Raw genomic sequence first — 16,910 nt, 5'->3', positions numbered from 1 at the left:
GGGAGGAAATTCCTTGATTAACGACGAAATAATGACAAGGGAATGTTAGATCAAATCTATTAGAAGTGATTTCCGTCGGGGAACTATTCAGAGGAGGTTTCCTAAAGAGACAGGTTGATGCAGGGGGATAAACGATAATGGTCAATAAAAAAGGAGGAAAAGAGTCCATGAGCATCAAAACAGCCGATTTATGTGATCACTATCCAGATCAGGTAACGATTGTCGATCCTTCATTTAGAAGCTTTGGCCAAAGGAAGAGTTTCTCAGGACCTATTTCTACAGTTAAGGTGAAAGATGATAATGTTCTGGTACGTAAGGCATTAGAAACAATCCCTGCGGGGAACGTGTTAGTTGTTGATGGAATAGCTTCTAAGAACTGTGCCTTGCTTGGAGGGAACTTGGCAGAAATAGCAGCAGAGAGAGGGCTGGGCGGCATCATTATCAATGGATACATTAGAGATTTCATGGAAGTGTGCGAAACGGACATAGGCGTCATGGCTTTAGGTACAATCCCATTGAAAAGTCAGAAAGAAGGGAAAGGCCAAGAAAATATTCCGTTGGCGTTTGGAAACGCCCTCTGGAACCCGGGCGATTATGTGTATGTGGATGAAGATGGGATCATCCTCGCTTCAGAAAAGTTGATCATAGATTCATAAAACTATATCACATCGAAGATTCTTATGAACACAGTAATTATAGTATCCACGCCTACAATAATATTATCCAACTTAATATGGTAATCATATCGTTGCTTAGGGAAAGACAGGGTTAGTTAGATAACTGCGTTCAATAAGCATATGGGGCTGGTTGACATCCAAAAAAAATTTATATACAATTATCTTGAATTCGAGATAATGGAAGGTATAATTGTAATCAAAGGTGCAGCCTTTATAAGATATAAAGAAGAATTATCCTTAAAAGTATTTATGACACTGGAATCAATCAAGAAGCTTGTGGAACAAAATATAAGATGTTTAGGGTTAAACCCTTCCAAGAAGACGGAGGGGTTCTTTTTGAAATAGCAACAGATCCACCAGGCTTTACAGTTGATGAATCACTGGATGAACTAGGGGGAAAGTTAATGTTGCCACCATGGTTAGAAGCAAAACGAATGGAACTAGAAAATACCTTGCCTTCTGTGAAGGTGCGGGTTTTAGAGGAGGATAAAGAATAATGAAACATCTATTTAACAAAGGGAAAGATGCGAGCAAACCAACGTTCCTATTACTTCATGGAACCGGAGGAAGCGAATTAGACTTATTGACCGTGGCCGGAAGAATGGATGATGAAGCCTCTGTATTGAGTGTTCGAGGGAATGTTTTGGAAAACGGCATGCCCCGTTTCTTTAAGAGGTTGGCAGAGGGAGTTTTTGATGAAGAGGACCTTATCTTTCGTACTAAAGAATTGAATCAGTTCCTTGATGAAGCTGCAGAAGAGTATGAATTTGACCGAGGTAATATAATTGCGATTGGTTACTCTAATGGAGCCAATATAGCCGCAAGTTTGCTCTTTCATTATCAACATGCCTTAAAAGGCGCTATTCTTCACCATCCAATGGTACCCAGAAGAGGCATCCATCTTCCTGACTTGTCCGGGAAATCTGTATTTATTGGAGCCGGAACCAATGATCCCGTTTGTTCTCCAGAAGAATCTTCTGAGCTTCAGGCATTATTTGAAAAAGCGCATGTGCAAACTGACATTCATTGGGAAAGTCGAGGCCATCAGTTGACCCCGAAAGAAGTAGAAGCTGCAGCTCAGTGGTATCGAAAGAATTTTCATTAAGCAGGAAGAAAACTTTGAAAAATATCTCGAATTAAAGATTCTCTAAATGATAATATATGTATTAGGTTGACACAGGTTTTTTAGGGGAGGAGGAAATAATTCCAGGGCTCCTGGCTTATGCAGTTGGTGGTATTGAGTTGCTCGGAGGATTCTAGGGTTAGGGACTCGTAAGGTTGGCTTTTTATTTGAACTTTTATGAGTGGTGCCTTTTTTACAGTTGAACTCCCGGAAGGATTTTTAAATGGTTATGATTATGACTTAGTACTTCTTGTGATTGCGATTCATATCGTCTTGAATGGTAGTAAGTTATATCATGTGATCACTTTCTATTTAAAGCTAGGGAGTCATAAAGAGATAACTCAGCATTCCTAATATCTTGAATTGAAGAATCATTAAAATAGGTTTCTTTATAAACACTTTTAAATAGGGAATAAAAAGAACAGAACACATTGGAAAGCTTTCATTTTCAATGGAGGTGGTTCTTATAAATTAACTTAAAGTTTTATATTAAGGAAGGTGAGCGACATGGGTTTCTTAGATAAATTATTTGGAAAATCAAAGGAGATGGAAAATATGTCAAATGTTAAATTAGCTGTAGTTTTCTATAGTATGGGTGGAACAAACTATCAAATGGCTAAGTGGGCTGAAGAAGGAGCTAAAGAAGCAGGTGCTGAAGTGAAAGTATTAAAAGTTGAAGAGTTGGCCCCTCAATCCTCTATTGAAGCCAATGAAGCATGGAAGGCAACAGTTGACGCAACAAAGGATGTTCCAGTAGCAACATCAGCTGATATCGAATGGGCAGATGCTATCATATTTAGTATTCCAACACGATTTGGAAACATGCCATCACAAATGAAACAATTCCTTGATATGCAAGGTGGTCTTTGGGCGAATGGCAAGACAGTAAACAAAGTAGTGAGTGGCATGACTTCTGCGCAAAACCCACATGGTGGACAGGAAGCTACCATGTTATCTTTATATACTTCTATGATGCACTGGGGGGCTATTATTGCTTCTCCTGGTTATACTGATCCTGTATTGTTTGGTGCTGGTGGAAACCCATACGGAACAAGTGTGACCGTCGATCAAGATGGCAAAATGGTTGAGGACGTTGAAAGTGCTGTTAAACACCAAGCTAAGCGTACGGTTACCGTTGCCGATTGGGTAAAAAAAGGGAATCAATAAGTGAATTTGATAAAAAGAGCCCATCACTTTGATGGGCTCTTTTTTTGGTTTATAAAACCTGATTGAATATAGGTCCCTGTTTGAAGTCAATCACTTTTAGTCGTTGGGTATTTTTGATCAAGATGCTTTTGTATCGCTCTTTCCCCTTACCATCGCTAAGAATAACGACACGTTTGTACGGGTTGTCTTCCATGATTTTCCCCTCATAGTTGTGCACTTCTAGGTGTTCCTCCAACACCTTATACTCTTTCAACTGTTGAAGGCTGATCCTATCCTGTTCTTCCCTTTGATATAATTGAGATGAATCATCGTTGACGAAGCTGGAATGATGACCACCAACTTGAAGGCTGTCTGCACCAGCGCCCCCTGCAGACAGCAGGAAAGCAGCCGCGGCAGTGGTAGTTAAAAATAACGCTTTCATTTTATTTCCTCCTTTATGAACTGGGATAATTCCATCCTATACGACGTTTATGAGAGGACGATGAGAAGCGGATTAAAATTCCTTGAAAAAGAGGGAAAGATTTAGGACACTCTATACTTTTACCAAATTCAATGGAACACGGGAAAGGAACAGGTGTAAAGGATCTTCTGATAAGAAAGGCGGGATTCCATGAAGATTACGGATAAAATATACGGAGAAGTAAAGGTGGATGGAGTCCTTGAAGAACTTATTCAAAGCAAACCGATGCAGAGGTTGAAGGGAATTCACCAGGGGGGAGCAAGTTACTTAGTGAACAAAAAATGGAATGTCACTCGGTTTGATCATTCTATAGGGGTGATGGTGCTCATTAAAAAAATGGGAGGATCCATTGAAGAGCAAATCGCTGGATTGCTCCATGATGTGTCTCATACAGCCTTCTCCCACGTTATTGATTATGTTTTCGCGAACCAGGACGAAGATTATCATGAAGCGATTTATCGATCTGTAGTTTCCGAGTCGGAAATTCCTGCTATTCTGAAAAAATACCATTATCATTATGAGGATCTGTTATTTGATGATTCTCAATGGACTTTATTGGAGCAGCCAGCTCCTGACCTATGTGCTGATCGAGTGGATTATACTTTACGAGATATGTACGAATATGGCGGTATCCCTTTAAAAGAAATCCACACTTTTTTAGATGGTTTACGATTCTGGAAAGGGAGAATGTATCTCCAGGATTTAAAGGCAGCGGAGTGGTTTGTCAGGACCTACTACAAAGAGGTGATTGATTTCTTTATGGACCCTCTGAATGTCTATGCTAACGCTGCTTTGGCGGAAACATTACGATTGGCTTTAGATAAAAATATAATAGATATCACTGATTTTCTTGGGGAAGATGCACAGGTGATCAGTCAATTAAAAGAAGCTGAAAATCAAGAGGTGAAAGAACGGCTATGCCGGATTCACGAAAAGGTGAACGTGAAAGCAGATGGGGTCAATTATGATCTGCATCATAAAAGTAAAGTTCGTTTGATCGACCCGATGGTCATGGACGGCCAGGATTTGAAAAGGGCCTCCGTTTTATCCGATAAAGTGAAAGAGATGAATGAGCTAGCTTATCAGAAATCTAAAAAAGGGGTGTATGTAAATATCCTTGCTGATAAATAAAGGAATAAGGGGGGCGCAGGCTTCCACGTGGAGCAAAAAAAAGACCGACTAATAGCGGCACACCATCGATGTAGGAGGGGCAAATGGGAGTGTTTATTATTGTTTTCATCGTACTTTTTCTTTATATCTTTTACGTAATAACAAACCTAGAAAGAATGGTGAAAAAACAGAGGGAAGATATAGAAGAAGTCAAATCTTTACTGAAAATCAACATCAAAGAGAATCAGAAATAAAGTTCGTTTCCATCTTTCATCCGTGAAACCTGTATACATGAACGAGCATCATAACATTTACCTTTCCTCCTCATAAGGAGGCGGGGATTTTTTTAACGTCTCGCAAATAATAAAAAGCGCAGGAAAAAATTTTCTAAAAATTTGGGCCCTTGAACCACCGCCATGAAGGGGTTCTGTATGAGAGCAAGAATAAATGATGGGATCCTCCTCTTGTAAAACGCTTTCATGTAGTCTACAATACAACTAAATCGATTTACTAAACCGATTTAGTATTAATGGAAATGTGGAGATTAGTTATGAAAAACGTCACGATTGCCGATGTAGCGAAACAGGCAGAAGTTTCGAAAAGCACGGTATCCCAATACTTAAATAAACGATATGACTACATGGGAGAAAAAACGAAGCAGCGTATTCAAGAAGCCGTTGAAAAATTAGGGTACCAGCCGAATATCGTTGCCCGGAGCTTAAAACAGAAGGCGACAAAGACGATCGGTGTCATAGTAGCCAACATTTTGCACAATTTCACTACAAAGGTAGTGCGGGCGATTGAGGATGTGTGCCACGCCTCCGATTTTCACACGATCATCTGTAATGCTGATGATGATCCCGTTAAAGAGAAATATTATATTGAAATGCTCCGTGCGAAACAGGTAGACGGGCTGATTATTTTCCCGACGGGGGATAACAGAGACCTCTACCAAAAAATGCTGGACAGTTCTTACCCGGTTGTTTTCATGGATAGAGAAGTGGAGGGGATGGACATCCCATCGATCATGCTCCATAACGAAAAAGCGGCTGAGCTTGCTGTTGAGCATTTTTTAGAGAAAGGTTACCGACGAATCGGGATGATGACGACTTCGCTGATCAATCATACAACACCGAGAGTAGAGAGGGTGGAAGGGTATAAGAAGGCTTTAAGAAGGTCTGGTATCCCAATCTATAAGGATTACATCATTAGTGGAGAACCTCAAAGTCTGCAAACGGAATTAGAGGAGCTCCTTCACTTGGAAAGGCCGCCGGAAGGCATTTTGGCCGGGAATGATTTAGTTCTAATTGAAATCCTTAAATACGCCAAACAAAAAGGGGTGCGCGTCCCGGAGGACCTTGCTGTCATCGGCATTGATGATGTATCTTTTGCTAGTTTCTATACCCCGGCGATCACAACCGTCGCACAACCAACCTTCAAGATGGGGAAAGCAGGAGCGGAACTGCTTCTGAATATAGTCCAAAAGCAAGAAGAAACAACAAAACAGGCATCCCTGCGGTTTGAACCGACTTTGATGATCAGGGATTCCGTCTAAATCTGATTGTACAGACAAAAGTGAAGGGGGAAGAAGGATGAAAGATGTTTTGACCATTGGTGATGCGATGATCACGTTTGATCCAACGAGAAATGGTCCATTACGAAATGTTCACTCATTTGAAAGAAAAGCGGGAGGGGCTGAGTTCAACTTTGCCATTGGATGTGCTCGTCTTGGCCTCCACACTGGCTGGATCAGCCGCCTCGGCAATGATGAATTTGGTAAGTACATCCGTAACTTTGCCAGAGGGGAAGGAATCGATGTTTCTGCTGTTAAGCTTGTAGACGGGTATCCGACTTCTCTTAATTTCAAGGAAATCCGCGAAGATGGAAGTGGAAGTACCTTTTATTATCGAGCGGATTCGCCAACGAAAACACTGACAGAACAAACGTTAGATGCGGAGGCGATCAGACAAACGAAAATCCTCCACATCACGGGGGTATTTGCAGCGATAGACCCAGATAAGAACCTGAGGCTGCTAAAGCGTGCAGTGACGATCGCCAAAGACAATGGAGCTCTTGTATCATTTGATCCCAATATTCGTTTAAAACTTTGGGAGCGGGAAAAAGCGCAACAGTCATTGCAGCAGCTGCTTCCTTATGTAGATATCATCCTGACCGGTGTCGAAGAAGCGGAACTTCTCTTCGGTGTGAGCCAAGCAGACCAAATCGTTGCTGCATGTGAACGGTATGGAATCTCTACGGTTGCCATCAAACAGGGAGAAAAAGGAGCCTTTGGCTGTATGGACGGTCTATCCATGACGTTGCCTCCGCGTACTCCGAAGAAAGTCGTTGATACCGTGGGAGCGGGGGATGGATTTGACGCTGGATTTATTTATGGTGTATTGCAAGGATGGTCCCTAGAAAGAACCCTTCATTTTGCCAATACAATTGGGTCGATGGTGGTTAGTGTGTATGGAGATAATGAAGGGCTACCAGAGCTTGAGGAAGTACAGATCCAACTTGGAGAAAGAGAATACGTCGAAAGGTAGGGGAGCCGTATGAAACTGCAGCTTGCTTTAGACCGGATGCCTAAAGGGGATTGTTTCCAGGTGATTGAGGATACAAAGGAATCCATTGACTGGATAGAGGTCGGCACAGGGGTGATTAAGGAGTATGGCATGGAAATTGTCAGGGATATCAAGAAAGCGTTCCCACAAAAGACTCTCGTGGCGGATATGAAAACATGTGATGCTGGAAAACATGAAGCGTCCCAGGCATTTGAGGCGGGGGCAGATATCACCACCGTGATGGCCTTTTCTGCGAATCAGACGATCAAAGATAGTTTGAAAGTGGCTGAAGATTGTCACGGGAGAATTATGATTGATTTGCTCGGAGTAAAGGAGGAGGCGCGTATCCGCGAACTCTCTGATATTGGTGTGGATCTGGTTAGCCTTCACTTCGGAAAGGATATGCAGGAAGCGGGCGACTTACAGGAAGATGATTTATTTTCTCTTGTCCACCATCATCCCTATCTCGATGTGGCCGTGGCAGGTGGGATTAACCTTGATTCCCTTTCATCTATCCTCAACCACCAGCCAAATACCCTGATTGTTGGCAGTGGCATTACGAAAAGTACAGATCGACAGGGTACAGCCGCAAAAATGAAAGAAAGGATGAAAAACCATGAAGCAAATAATTCAAACCGTCAGCGATGAAATCCGACACGTGCTTTCAACTATAGAAGCAGTCCAGGCCGCAGAACTTTCGGATCACCTTTTTTCCGCGCCAAGGGTTTTTGTCTCGGGAGAGGGGCGTTCAGGTCTGATGGGGAAAGCTTTTGCCATGAGACTTATGCATGCAGGGTTTACTGTCTATGTTACAGGCGAAACGATTACTCCGAGTATTGAAAAAGGTGATTTGTTAGTCGTGATTTCCGGCTCAGGTTCTACCCAATCTCTTCATCAATTTGCTCGACAAGCGAAAGAAGCAGGTGCAGTGGTAGCCGCCGTTACAACCAATCCACAGTCTGTCATTGCTGAAGGCAGTGATCTGACACTGGTCGTTCCAGCTGCGACAAAAAAACGGCTGCCTGAAGAACCAGATACGATCCAGCCTCTTGGCAATCAGTTTGATCAATCCGTTCACCTGCTCCTGGATGCGGTGATTATCCACGCGGTCCAACAGCAGGAAGGTCACACTCATGAACAAATGGCGAAACGACACGCTAATTTGGAATAGGAGGAAAGTCTATGAATCTGTTAGATCGGTTGAAAGAGAAGCGGGTAATTCCTGTCATCAGAAAGGCAGAGGAAGAGAACATTCTCCCTATTACAGAGGCTCTTATTAATGGGGGGATAACAGCGATTGAGATTACAGCAGAAACACCGAAGGCTGCGACACTCATTAGGAAAGTGGCAGAGGCCTATCGAGGCAGGGTATTGGTCGGTGCTGGGACAGTGCTCGATCCCGAAACCGCCATGGAAATGATGCGTTCAGGGGCTGACTTTATCGTTTCTCCCACATTAAATGTAGAAACAATTTCCACATGTAATCGTTATGGGATCCCTTCTATCCCAGGTGTTTTCACACCAACAGAAATCCAAACGGCCATGGAAGCAGGCGCCTTAATGGTCAAGCTGTTTCCAGCAAACATCGTCGGGCCTGATTATATTAAGAATGTCAAAGGTCCCCTGCCTCAAGCATCTATCATGGCGACTGGGGGCATCCATTTAGACAACATGGAAGAGTATTTAGCAAAAGGAGCTGAAGTCGTAGGTGTCGGTAGCCAGCTGGTCAAAACAGCGAACCTTAACACAGAGGCGGACTATCGTAATTTGACAAATTTGGCGAAAGCATACACGGAAAGGGCTGCCGTCAGTTCAGGGGAAATTTCTATTTAATTGAAAGCGGATTCAATCAATACCAAGGAGGAATACATGATGAAAAAGTCTTTATCCCTTTTATTAGTTGTGATATTTGTAGGTGTTTTGGCATTGACGGGATGCAGTGGGGACGATGAAACAAGCGGAGCTTCTGGCGATGGAAAACTGAAAATTGTCGCCGCCCATAACCAGACATCCCCTGAAAACCCTTATCAGATTGGAATGGAAGCCTTTAAAGAATCCGCAGAGAGTTCGGATGCCAATATTGAAGTAGAAGTACACGCGGGGACCTTAGGAACAAGTGAGTCGGAGCTCGTTGAAAAGTTGAAGCTCGGTGCTGCGGATGTCGTATTGGTATCACCAGGGTTTATGACAAAAACGGGGATTGATGAAATCGATCTCTTTGCCCTCCCGTATGTATTCGACAGTTATGATCATTGGGAAAGTGTTGTGGATGGAGAAGTAGGAGAAGAGATGGCGAGTATTATTAGCAAGGAATCAAATAATGATTTCAAATTGCTTGGCTACTGGTCAGCAGGGGTCCGTCACTATTACGGCAAAAAGCCTCTGGAGTCCATGGATGATTTACAAGGGGTTAAATTCCGTACCCAAACTTCCGGGGCGATCGCTAACTATTGGGAGAAGACAGGGGCTGTCCCAACATCTCTCGCTTGGGGTGAACTATATCAAGGACTTCAGCAAGGGGTTGTCGATGCCTCTGAAAACTCTTATCCCTACTTCGTCCAGGAAAATCACCATAAGACCGATAACGGAAAGTATGTGACAGAAACGGCGCACGACTATACGACTCGCTTTCTATTAATCAATGGGAAGAAGTTTGAAAACTATTCTGATGAGCAGAAAGAAGCAATTATGAAAGCCGCAGAAGCTTCTGTTCAAAAAGAACGGGAAGCGGTTTATGAACAGGAAGAAGAGTACAAACAGCAAGCAATCGATGACGGTGCTGAAGTGAACGAAATTGACCGTCAGCCATTCATTGATCTGGCCGAACCGCTCCTTGAAGAACGTGCGGAAGAAATCGGAGCTCAAGACCTATTGGACAAAATCAATGAATTGAAATAAGGGAAACAAAGGCCGGGCATCGCCATGGTGCCCTTCCCTTTTCATTTCTTGAATAAGGAGGTTTCAACATAGTGATTAAATGGCTTGAACGAATTCAGTTAACGATCGGAGTCCTGTTTCTTGTCACATTCTTCATCACGATTGTCATCCAAGTCATGACGCGATTTACAGGGATATCAGCGATTTGGACAGAGGAAGTAGCGACCTATTCCTTTATCTGGTCTGTATTCATGGGAGCTGCAGTCATGTTGAATAGACGGGAACACTTTCAATTTGACTTCCTATTGAAGAAGTTAAAAGGAAAGGGCAAGAATAGCCTTTATCTCGTCAATGACTTGATTTTATTAGTGTTCACTTTCGGCATCTTTTATTTTGGTATCCAGGCTGTTCAAAACTTCTGGGCGTACGAATGGGTTTCTCTGGAATTTATGAAGATGGGGTATGTCTGGATTTCTGTACCGATCATGGGGGCTACCATGTTTATTTACACGCTTGCTCATATTTTTCGAAACGTTAAAAACTTCAACACAGAGGAGGTTGCAGAATGATCGGGCCATTATTAGTCGTTTTATTCATCTTATTGATGATCATCGGAATTCCGATTGCGTTTGTCATTGGAATTGTTGCTATGATAGGTATTATTAATGTTCCTTATATCCCTGAAGTTACGGTTCCGGTCAAAATGCTAAACGGTCTCGATTCCTTTGTTCTGTTGGCTGTTCCTCTATTCATCTTGGCCGCGAACTTGATGAACAGCGGCCAGATTTCTCAGAAATTGATTGACTTTTCATTATCACTCGTCGGGCACATCCGAGGAGGATTGGCTCATGCCAACATTCTCGTATCGATGCTGTTTGCCGGGGTGTCAGGTGCTTCACAGGCGGATACAGCCGGAGTCGGGAAGATTTTGATCCCGAACATGAAGAAGCAGGGATACGATACGGGGACAGCTGTCGGGGTTACGGCCGCTTCTTCAACGATCGGGGTTATCATTCCGCCGAGTATTCCGATGATTATCTATGCGGGACTGACGAACGTTTCGGTGGGGGCTCTTTTTCTCGTAGGAATCATACCAGGTATTCTCATAGGTTTGAGTATGATGGTGATCGTCTATTTCCTTGCGTTGAAACGAGGTTATCCAACCTATCAAAGAGCGTCTGTATCCAACTTCATGAAACAGTTTTTGGACACAATCCCTGCGTTGATGACACCTGTTATTCTGATTGGCGGCATTATTACAGGGATTTTTACCGCCACGGAAGCAGCTGCCTTTGCTTCCATTTATACCGTCATTGTCGGTATGTTTTACTATAAGACATTGAAGGTGAAGGATTTTCCAAAGATCTTCGTAGATACGTTGACGTTAAGTTCTTTATCTTTGTTTGCATTGGCCGCTGCCAACGCCCTCGGTGAATTGATGAGTTATTATCAATTGTCTGTTTGGGCAGAACAGTTCTTTGCCAATAACATTGATAGCAAATGGATCTTCTTATTGATTATCATCGCATTCTTCCTCTTCGTAGGAACGTTTATGGATGCCATCCCTGCGATGATCTTGTTCATCCCGGTTGTCCTGCCTGTTGCGATTACGTTTGATATCAGCCCGATTTTACTTGGTATTATTACGATCATGACGTTAGCTGTAGGACTTGTCACACCACCGTACGGACTTTGTTTGTTACTGGCCGCAAAAATTGGGAAACTCCCGATTGAGAGATCATTCAAATCCGTCCTGCCATATATTACGGTGGTAGTGGTCGTTCTGCTTGTGGTTGCCTTTGTTCCGAGCATTGCTTTCTATGTTCCGGAAATGATTAATCCGAATTTATTTTAGTCCTATGCTCTTTCCTACCGGGAAGAGCACTTTTTTTGTAAAAAAACGGAGGTTTTGTTACAGAAACATAAGTCGATTTATCTATTTGTCGGAGTGGTTCTTAAGTGGTGGTTATGTTATTTGTCCGTTTTGCACACTTATCGCCTATACCAAGGGTCTGTCCATTTCTTTATCCACTTTCTTGTATAAAAAGGGGCCAATATTCAGTCATTTATACCTATTTCTCTTTTATTACTTTTTGTAAATCTAGTATTAAGGATTGTAAATAAATAGGATGTCCTGTTGTATACCCCTATACCTGCTACTAGAATAATAGACGAGCAAAGCTTACTAATTCCAGAGGGGGTTCATAATGTTTAAACAAATCATGAAGAAAAAGCTTCTTCCCATGGCTGTGATCAGCTCACTGGTTGTCGGGGGGATAGGTACGACAACTGTATCGCAAGTCGAAGCCAGCACACATAAGAATAACCAATCGGAAATCAAAAATGTCATTTTTATGGTGGGGGATGGTATGGGACCTGCCTATACGACAATGCTTCGTTACATGAATGATAATCCAGAAACGAAGATGATGGAACCGACCGCATTTGATGAATACCTTGTAGGTATGCAGTCTACATATTCTTGGGACCCCTATTTTGACGGGGGAGAAGGAGATGTGAAAGAAAATATTCCTGACTCTGCCGCTACTGCTACCTCCATGGCTTCTGGGATTAAGACATACAATGGAGCCATTGGGCTTGACTTAGATCAGGAAGAACATAAAACGATCCTTGAGGAAGCCAAGGAACAAGGTAAAGCAACAGGACTTGTCTCCACGTCTCAGATCAACCATGCAACACCAGCGGCCTTCGGTGCCCATGATGCTTCCCGGAACAATTACAATGCGATTGCGGATGACTATTTTGATGAAACCATTGATGGAGAACATAAAGTCGATGTCATGCTTGGTGGCGGGACGAGCTATTTCGAGCGTGAGGATCGTAATCTTGTAGAAGCCTTCCAGGAGGATGGTTATGATTACGCCACGACAAAAGAAGAAATGCTTGCCAGTGACAATGATCAGCTGCTCGGCCTTTTTGCCCCGAAAGGGATGGACAAGGCGATTGACCGTGGGGAGGATTCTCCTTCATTGAGCGAGATGACGACAACCGCTCTCGATAAAGTGAGCGAAGATAAAGACGGCTTTTTTCTTATGGTGGAAGGGAGCCAAATCGACTGGGCGGGACACGATAATGATGTCGTTGCCGCGATGAGTGAAATGAGAGAGTTTGAGAAGGCCTTCCAGGAAGCCATTGAATTTGCTAAAAAAGATAAAGAAACAATTGTTGTGACCACCGCCGACCACTCGACAGGAGGCATAGCAATCGGGCGCGGAGGTGATTATGTGTTTAATCCTGAAGTTATTGATGCAGCTGAACGTACACCTGACTACATGGCCGCGCAAATCGCTGATGGCGCCGATGTCGAGCAAGTATTAAATGACTATAGCGGACTTAATTTGACAGAGAAAGAAATTCAGTCTGTTCAGGAAGCAGCTCAGCCTGTAAACGGCACAATTGATGAAACAGCGGTCGATGATGCGATTGAAAATATTTATAATGTTCGTTCAGGTACAGGCTGGACCACCGGTGGTCATACAGGTGTTGATGTGAACGTATACGCCTATGGTCCGCAAAAAGGGGAGTTCTCAGGATTGAACGAAAACAGTGAAACAGGTCAGAAGCTTTTTGAACTATTGAAAGCAGACCGTAAAGGCCCTCAATCTCACAAGGATAATGACCATAAAGGGAAAGACAGAAATCATAACAAATAAAGAAAATGGGCCTCTCTATTCCAGAGGCTCATTCTTTACTTAAGGAGGGTGAGATATGAAGCCGATCTGTGGGTTGATGTTATTCACGGTGCTTCTGTTGGCTGGATGCATAGACGGTGAGGCGTCAGCAACAAACGAATCATCGGATGAGAAGCATGCCGAAACAACGAAAGAAGAAGGACCATCTGCAGGTGAACTAAAAGAAGACCATTTCACCGAAAGTCCGCAAGCTCCTGATGATAGCGAGCTTACCGATATTGGATCGACTTACAGTGATGAGGACGGCAAACTCAAGCTGCACGCCTACACGGAGGAAGAACAGCAATTAACGGTTGGTCCAATGAATGTAACGGTGAAGGAAGCAAAATTTATGAATTATAAACCCTCCCCGGATCTGATTGATTTCTTCCACGGCTTCACACATGAGGAAACCGACTTTAACTATGTGAAACTGCGAGTTATCGTTGAGAACACTTCAGACCACGAGGTTAACTTTGCTCCGGTATCTCATTTGGAGACAAATAACGGAGAAAAGAAAAGCTTTGTAGATGACTTTTATTTAGAAGAACTTCACGGCGACTATACTCCAGGAGAGGTTCGCAAAGGTCAGCTCGGCTTTATTTTGGAAAAAGCGGATGCGGAGAAGCTTAAGGACGTGACCTTCCAAACAAGCGATGCTTTCCGTGGGGAAGAGTCAATGAAAAAGGGAGAGGAATATACCATCTCTTTTTGAAAAAAGCTATTTTAATAGAAAAAAGCCTGAACGTGTGACCACTCGTTCAGGCTTTTTGGGATTCATTCCACTTACTTATTAGTTCCTAATCAGATAGTCAAAGGCACCAAGCGCTGCGTTGGCCCCATCACCCATGGAGATAATGATCTGGTTGTGTGGGCTGTCGGTGACGTCACCTGCTGCAAACAGGCCTGGAACGCTTGTGGCTCCATGTTTGTCTGTGATGATTTCACCGATGCGGTTGCGCTCTACATCTTCATCCAACCATTCTGTGTTCGGTACAAGTCCGATTTGGACAAAGACGCCTTGAAGGTCGACATGTTGTTCTTCGTTGGACTCACGGTCGATATATGTGATTCCGTTCACATTATCATCCCCAGTGATTTCTGTCGTTTGGGCGTTTGTCTTCACTTCGACATTAGGAAGGCTGTGCAGGCGCTCTTGAAGAACATCGTCAGCTTTCAATTCGTCAGAGAATTCAAGCACCGTAACGTTTTGAACAATTCCTGCAAGGTCAATGGCTGCTTCGACTCCGGAGTTTCCGCCGCCGATCACGGCCACATCTTTCCCTTCAAACAATGGTCCGTCACAGTGTGGACAGTAAGCTACACCTTTGTTCTTGTACTCATCTTCTCCAGGAACACCAATTTGACGCCAGCGTGCCCCGGTAGAAATGATGACACTCTTACTCTTCAGGACACCGCCATTTTCGAGTTCAAGTTCAAACATGTTGTCATCGTTCTTCTGCAAGCTTTTCGCACGCTGAAGATTCATGATATCGATCTCATAGTCTTTGACATGTTCTTCAAGACTGGCCGCAAACTTTGGTCCTTCCGTGCTTTTTACACTGATGAAGTTTTCGATTGTCATTGTGTCAAGCACTTGCCCACCGAAACGTTCCGCGACGACACCTGTGCGAATTCCTTTACGTGCTGCATAAATAGCCGCACTGGCACCCGCAGGTCCACCACCGACGACAAGAACATCATAAGGATCACGGTTAGTGAATTCCTCAGGAGAAGGCCCTTCACTGATTTTCGCAACGATTTCTTCAAGTGTTGTGCGACCTCCGTTGAAGAATTCTCCGTTAAGGAATACAGATGGTACAGCCATAACATTATTGCTTTCGGCTTCTTCTTTAAATGCCGCACCGTCAATCATTGTGTGTGTAATGCCAGGGTTCAACACACTCATGATATTCAGGGCTTGGACAACATCCGGGCAGTTGTGACAGCTTAAGCTGACATACGTTTCGAAATGATACTCACCATTGATTTTTTGGATTTGCTCAATCATTGTTTGATCAATCTTTGGAGCTCGTCCACTTACTTGTAATAAAGCAAGGACCAAGGACGTGAATTCATGACCAAGCGGAACACCGGCAAATGTGACGCCTGTTTCTTCTTGGGGGCGGTTCACACTGAAGCTTGGGGTGCGTTTTAATTCTGTATTTTGAACGGTGATTTTCGGTGACATGGATGCAAGCTCATCCGTGAGAGCCAGCATGTCACGGGAGACTTTATCGTCTCCCGCGCTGACTTTCAGTTCGATGTCACCTTCTAAAAGCTTTAGATACTCTTCTAATTGTGCTTTTATTTGTGCATCGAGAACCATTTATATTCCACTCCTTAAATTTTGCCGACTAGGTCAAGGCTTGGTGTTAGTGTATCTTCGCCTTCTTCCCATTTTGCCGGGCAAACTTCACCAGGGTTGTTGCGTACATATTGAGCAGCTTTAATTTTACCAATAAGGGTATCAGCGTCACGGCCAATGCCACCTGCATTGATTTCAACTGTCTGAATGACGCCATCTGGATCGATAATGAATGTACCGCGTTCAGCTAGACCATCTTCTTCGTTCAATACGTCGAATTGACGGGAAATTTGCTGAGATGGGTCACCGATCATTGCGTACTTGATTTTGTTGATTTTTTCAGAAGTATCATGCCAGCCTTTGTGTACGAAGTGAGTATCCGTAGATACAGAGTAAACTTCTGCACCTAGTTCTTTAAGTGCTTCGTAGTTGTTTTGCAGATCTTCAAGTTCTGTCGGGCAAACGAAAGAGAAGTCTGCTGGGTAGAAGCAAACAACGCTCCATTGTCCTTTGAAATCTTGTTCGGAGACATCGATGAAATCACCGTTTTTGAATGCTTTCGCCTGGAATGGTTGTACTTCTTTACCGATTAGAGCCATAGTAGAATTCCTCCTGTAATAATGTAATTTTAAGCTGCTATAGGTGATGCAGCTTTTTATAATAATTCTAATTCAGTAGCTATTATTATATAAAATCGAGTATTTGTCAACAAAGTCACAAATCTGTCGCAAAATATCTACTGAAAGAGAATGATTATATAACCAAATGTTCCTTCTATAGTGTAACAAGAAATCGGGATAGGTTTTAGTAATTAGTCTTCCCTATGATGGTTTCTTCTAAAAGAGGCGGCTATATGTTTTTTAGTTTGCCTTCTATTCTTGCTAGTAGATCTCTGAGGATGGATTTTTATCCACTTATCTGGCAGGTCCATA

Annotated in this window: 18 protein-coding genes and 1 pseudogene; 16 read left to right on the top strand and 3 right to left on the bottom strand. The window is 43.2% G+C overall.

The window, feature by feature from the left end; translation table 11 throughout:
• Positions 1-167: 167 nt before the first annotated feature.
• From rraA to wrbA, 4 genes and pseudogenes are all read left to right on the top strand, one after another.
• A complete protein-coding gene (gene rraA, locus BLW54_RS04195; protein WP_035507781.1) occupies positions 168-656 on the top strand; it encodes a ribonuclease E activity regulator RraA in 489 nt (162 codons plus the stop codon).
• Positions 657-988: 332 nt separating this feature from the next.
• A pseudogene (locus BLW54_RS20390) lies at positions 989-1,174 on the top strand (ring-cleaving dioxygenase); the annotation flags it as partial.
• The gene (locus BLW54_RS04185; protein WP_035507172.1) at positions 1,174-1,782 is read left to right on the top strand and encodes an alpha/beta hydrolase; all 609 of its coding nucleotides are present in this window, start codon (positions 1,174-1,176) and stop codon (positions 1,780-1,782) included. The pseudogene BLW54_RS20390 and the gene BLW54_RS04185, both read left to right, overlap by 1 nt.
• Before the next feature lie 573 nt (positions 1,783-2,355).
• Positions 2,356-2,967: an NAD(P)H:quinone oxidoreductase gene (gene wrbA / locus BLW54_RS04180; protein WP_035507778.1), complete on the top strand. Its 612-nt coding sequence runs from the start codon at positions 2,356-2,358 to the stop codon at positions 2,965-2,967.
• A gap of 49 nt (positions 2,968-3,016) precedes the next feature.
• On the opposite strand, the gene BLW54_RS04175 is transcribed toward wrbA, so the two are convergent.
• A complete protein-coding gene (locus tag BLW54_RS04175; protein ID WP_051744054.1) occupies positions 3,017-3,388 on the bottom strand; it encodes a hypothetical protein in 372 nt (123 codons plus the stop codon).
• Positions 3,389-3,577: 189 nt separating this feature from the next.
• Between BLW54_RS04175 and BLW54_RS04170 the strand changes: the two genes are divergently transcribed.
• The 12 genes from BLW54_RS04170 (at position 3,578) to BLW54_RS04120 (ending at position 14,385) form a co-directional block, all read left to right on the top strand.
• Positions 3,578-4,558, top strand: coding sequence for an HD domain-containing protein (locus BLW54_RS04170; RefSeq protein ID WP_035507170.1), 981 nt, complete (start codon positions 3,578-3,580; stop codon positions 4,556-4,558).
• Positions 4,559-4,641: 83 nt separating this feature from the next.
• Positions 4,642-4,791 (top strand): FeoB-associated Cys-rich membrane protein, encoded by a 150-nt coding sequence (locus BLW54_RS20625; protein ID WP_155996934.1) that lies wholly within the window; start codon positions 4,642-4,644, stop codon positions 4,789-4,791.
• A 296-nt stretch (positions 4,792-5,087) separates the two neighbouring features.
• On the top strand, positions 5,088-6,092 hold the full coding sequence (locus tag BLW54_RS04165) for a LacI family DNA-binding transcriptional regulator (RefSeq protein ID WP_035507168.1): 1,005 nt from the start codon (positions 5,088-5,090) through the stop codon (positions 6,090-6,092).
• 37 nt (positions 6,093-6,129) lie between these two features.
• Positions 6,130-7,083 carry a sugar kinase gene (locus BLW54_RS04160; protein ID WP_035507166.1) on the top strand — a complete coding sequence of 318 codons (954 nt, stop codon included), beginning with the start codon at positions 6,130-6,132 and terminating at the stop codon, positions 7,081-7,083.
• Positions 7,084-7,092: 9 nt separating this feature from the next.
• Positions 7,093-7,749, top strand: a complete 657-nt coding sequence (hxlA, locus tag BLW54_RS04155) for a 3-hexulose-6-phosphate synthase (RefSeq protein ID WP_035507164.1) — start codon at positions 7,093-7,095, stop codon at positions 7,747-7,749.
• On the top strand, positions 7,718-8,272 hold the full coding sequence (hxlB, locus tag BLW54_RS04150; RefSeq protein WP_035507162.1) for a 6-phospho-3-hexuloisomerase: 555 nt from the start codon (positions 7,718-7,720) through the stop codon (positions 8,270-8,272). Before hxlA ends, hxlB begins: the two co-directional genes overlap by 32 nt.
• An 11-nt stretch (positions 8,273-8,283) precedes the next feature.
• Positions 8,284-8,934 (top strand): bifunctional 4-hydroxy-2-oxoglutarate aldolase/2-dehydro-3-deoxy-phosphogluconate aldolase, encoded by a 651-nt coding sequence (locus tag BLW54_RS04145; RefSeq protein WP_035507160.1) that lies wholly within the window; start codon positions 8,284-8,286, stop codon positions 8,932-8,934.
• Positions 8,935-8,970: 36 nt separating this feature from the next.
• Positions 8,971-9,999, top strand: coding sequence for a TRAP transporter substrate-binding protein (locus BLW54_RS04140; RefSeq protein ID WP_244153470.1), 1,029 nt, complete (start codon positions 8,971-8,973; stop codon positions 9,997-9,999).
• 71 nt (positions 10,000-10,070) lie between these two features.
• Entirely contained in the window at positions 10,071-10,547 is a 477-nt protein-coding gene (locus BLW54_RS04135) for a TRAP transporter small permease (protein WP_035507157.1), read from the top strand.
• Complete coding sequence (locus BLW54_RS04130) at positions 10,544-11,833, top strand: TRAP transporter large permease (protein ID WP_035507155.1); 1,290 nt, start codon at positions 10,544-10,546, stop codon at positions 11,831-11,833. Before BLW54_RS04135 ends, BLW54_RS04130 begins: the two co-directional genes overlap by 4 nt.
• A gap of 352 nt (positions 11,834-12,185) precedes the next feature.
• Positions 12,186-13,652, top strand: a complete 1,467-nt coding sequence (locus BLW54_RS04125; protein ID WP_051744053.1) for an alkaline phosphatase — start codon at positions 12,186-12,188, stop codon at positions 13,650-13,652.
• Positions 13,653-13,707: 55 nt separating this feature from the next.
• Positions 13,708-14,385: a DUF4352 domain-containing protein gene (locus tag BLW54_RS04120; protein WP_035507154.1), complete on the top strand. Its 678-nt coding sequence runs from the start codon at positions 13,708-13,710 to the stop codon at positions 14,383-14,385.
• A gap of 78 nt (positions 14,386-14,463) precedes the next feature.
• Here the strand turns inward: BLW54_RS04120 and ahpF are convergent, their stop codons facing one another.
• On the bottom strand, positions 14,464-15,999 hold the full coding sequence (ahpF, locus tag BLW54_RS04115) for an alkyl hydroperoxide reductase subunit F (protein WP_035507152.1): 1,536 nt from the start codon (positions 15,997-15,999) through the stop codon (positions 14,464-14,466).
• A gap of 14 nt (positions 16,000-16,013) precedes the next feature.
• On the bottom strand, positions 16,014-16,577 hold the full coding sequence (gene ahpC / locus BLW54_RS04110) for an alkyl hydroperoxide reductase subunit C (RefSeq protein WP_035507150.1): 564 nt from the start codon (positions 16,575-16,577) through the stop codon (positions 16,014-16,016).
• Positions 16,578-16,910 lie beyond the last annotated feature (333 nt).

It is taken from the genome of Halobacillus karajensis, from assembly GCF_900108515.1.
GTDB lineage: Bacteria > Bacillota > Bacilli > Bacillales > Halobacillaceae > Halobacillus > Halobacillus karajensis.
Note: the sequence above shows the minus strand (reverse complement) of the source record. Positions and strands in the feature narration are given on the sequence as shown.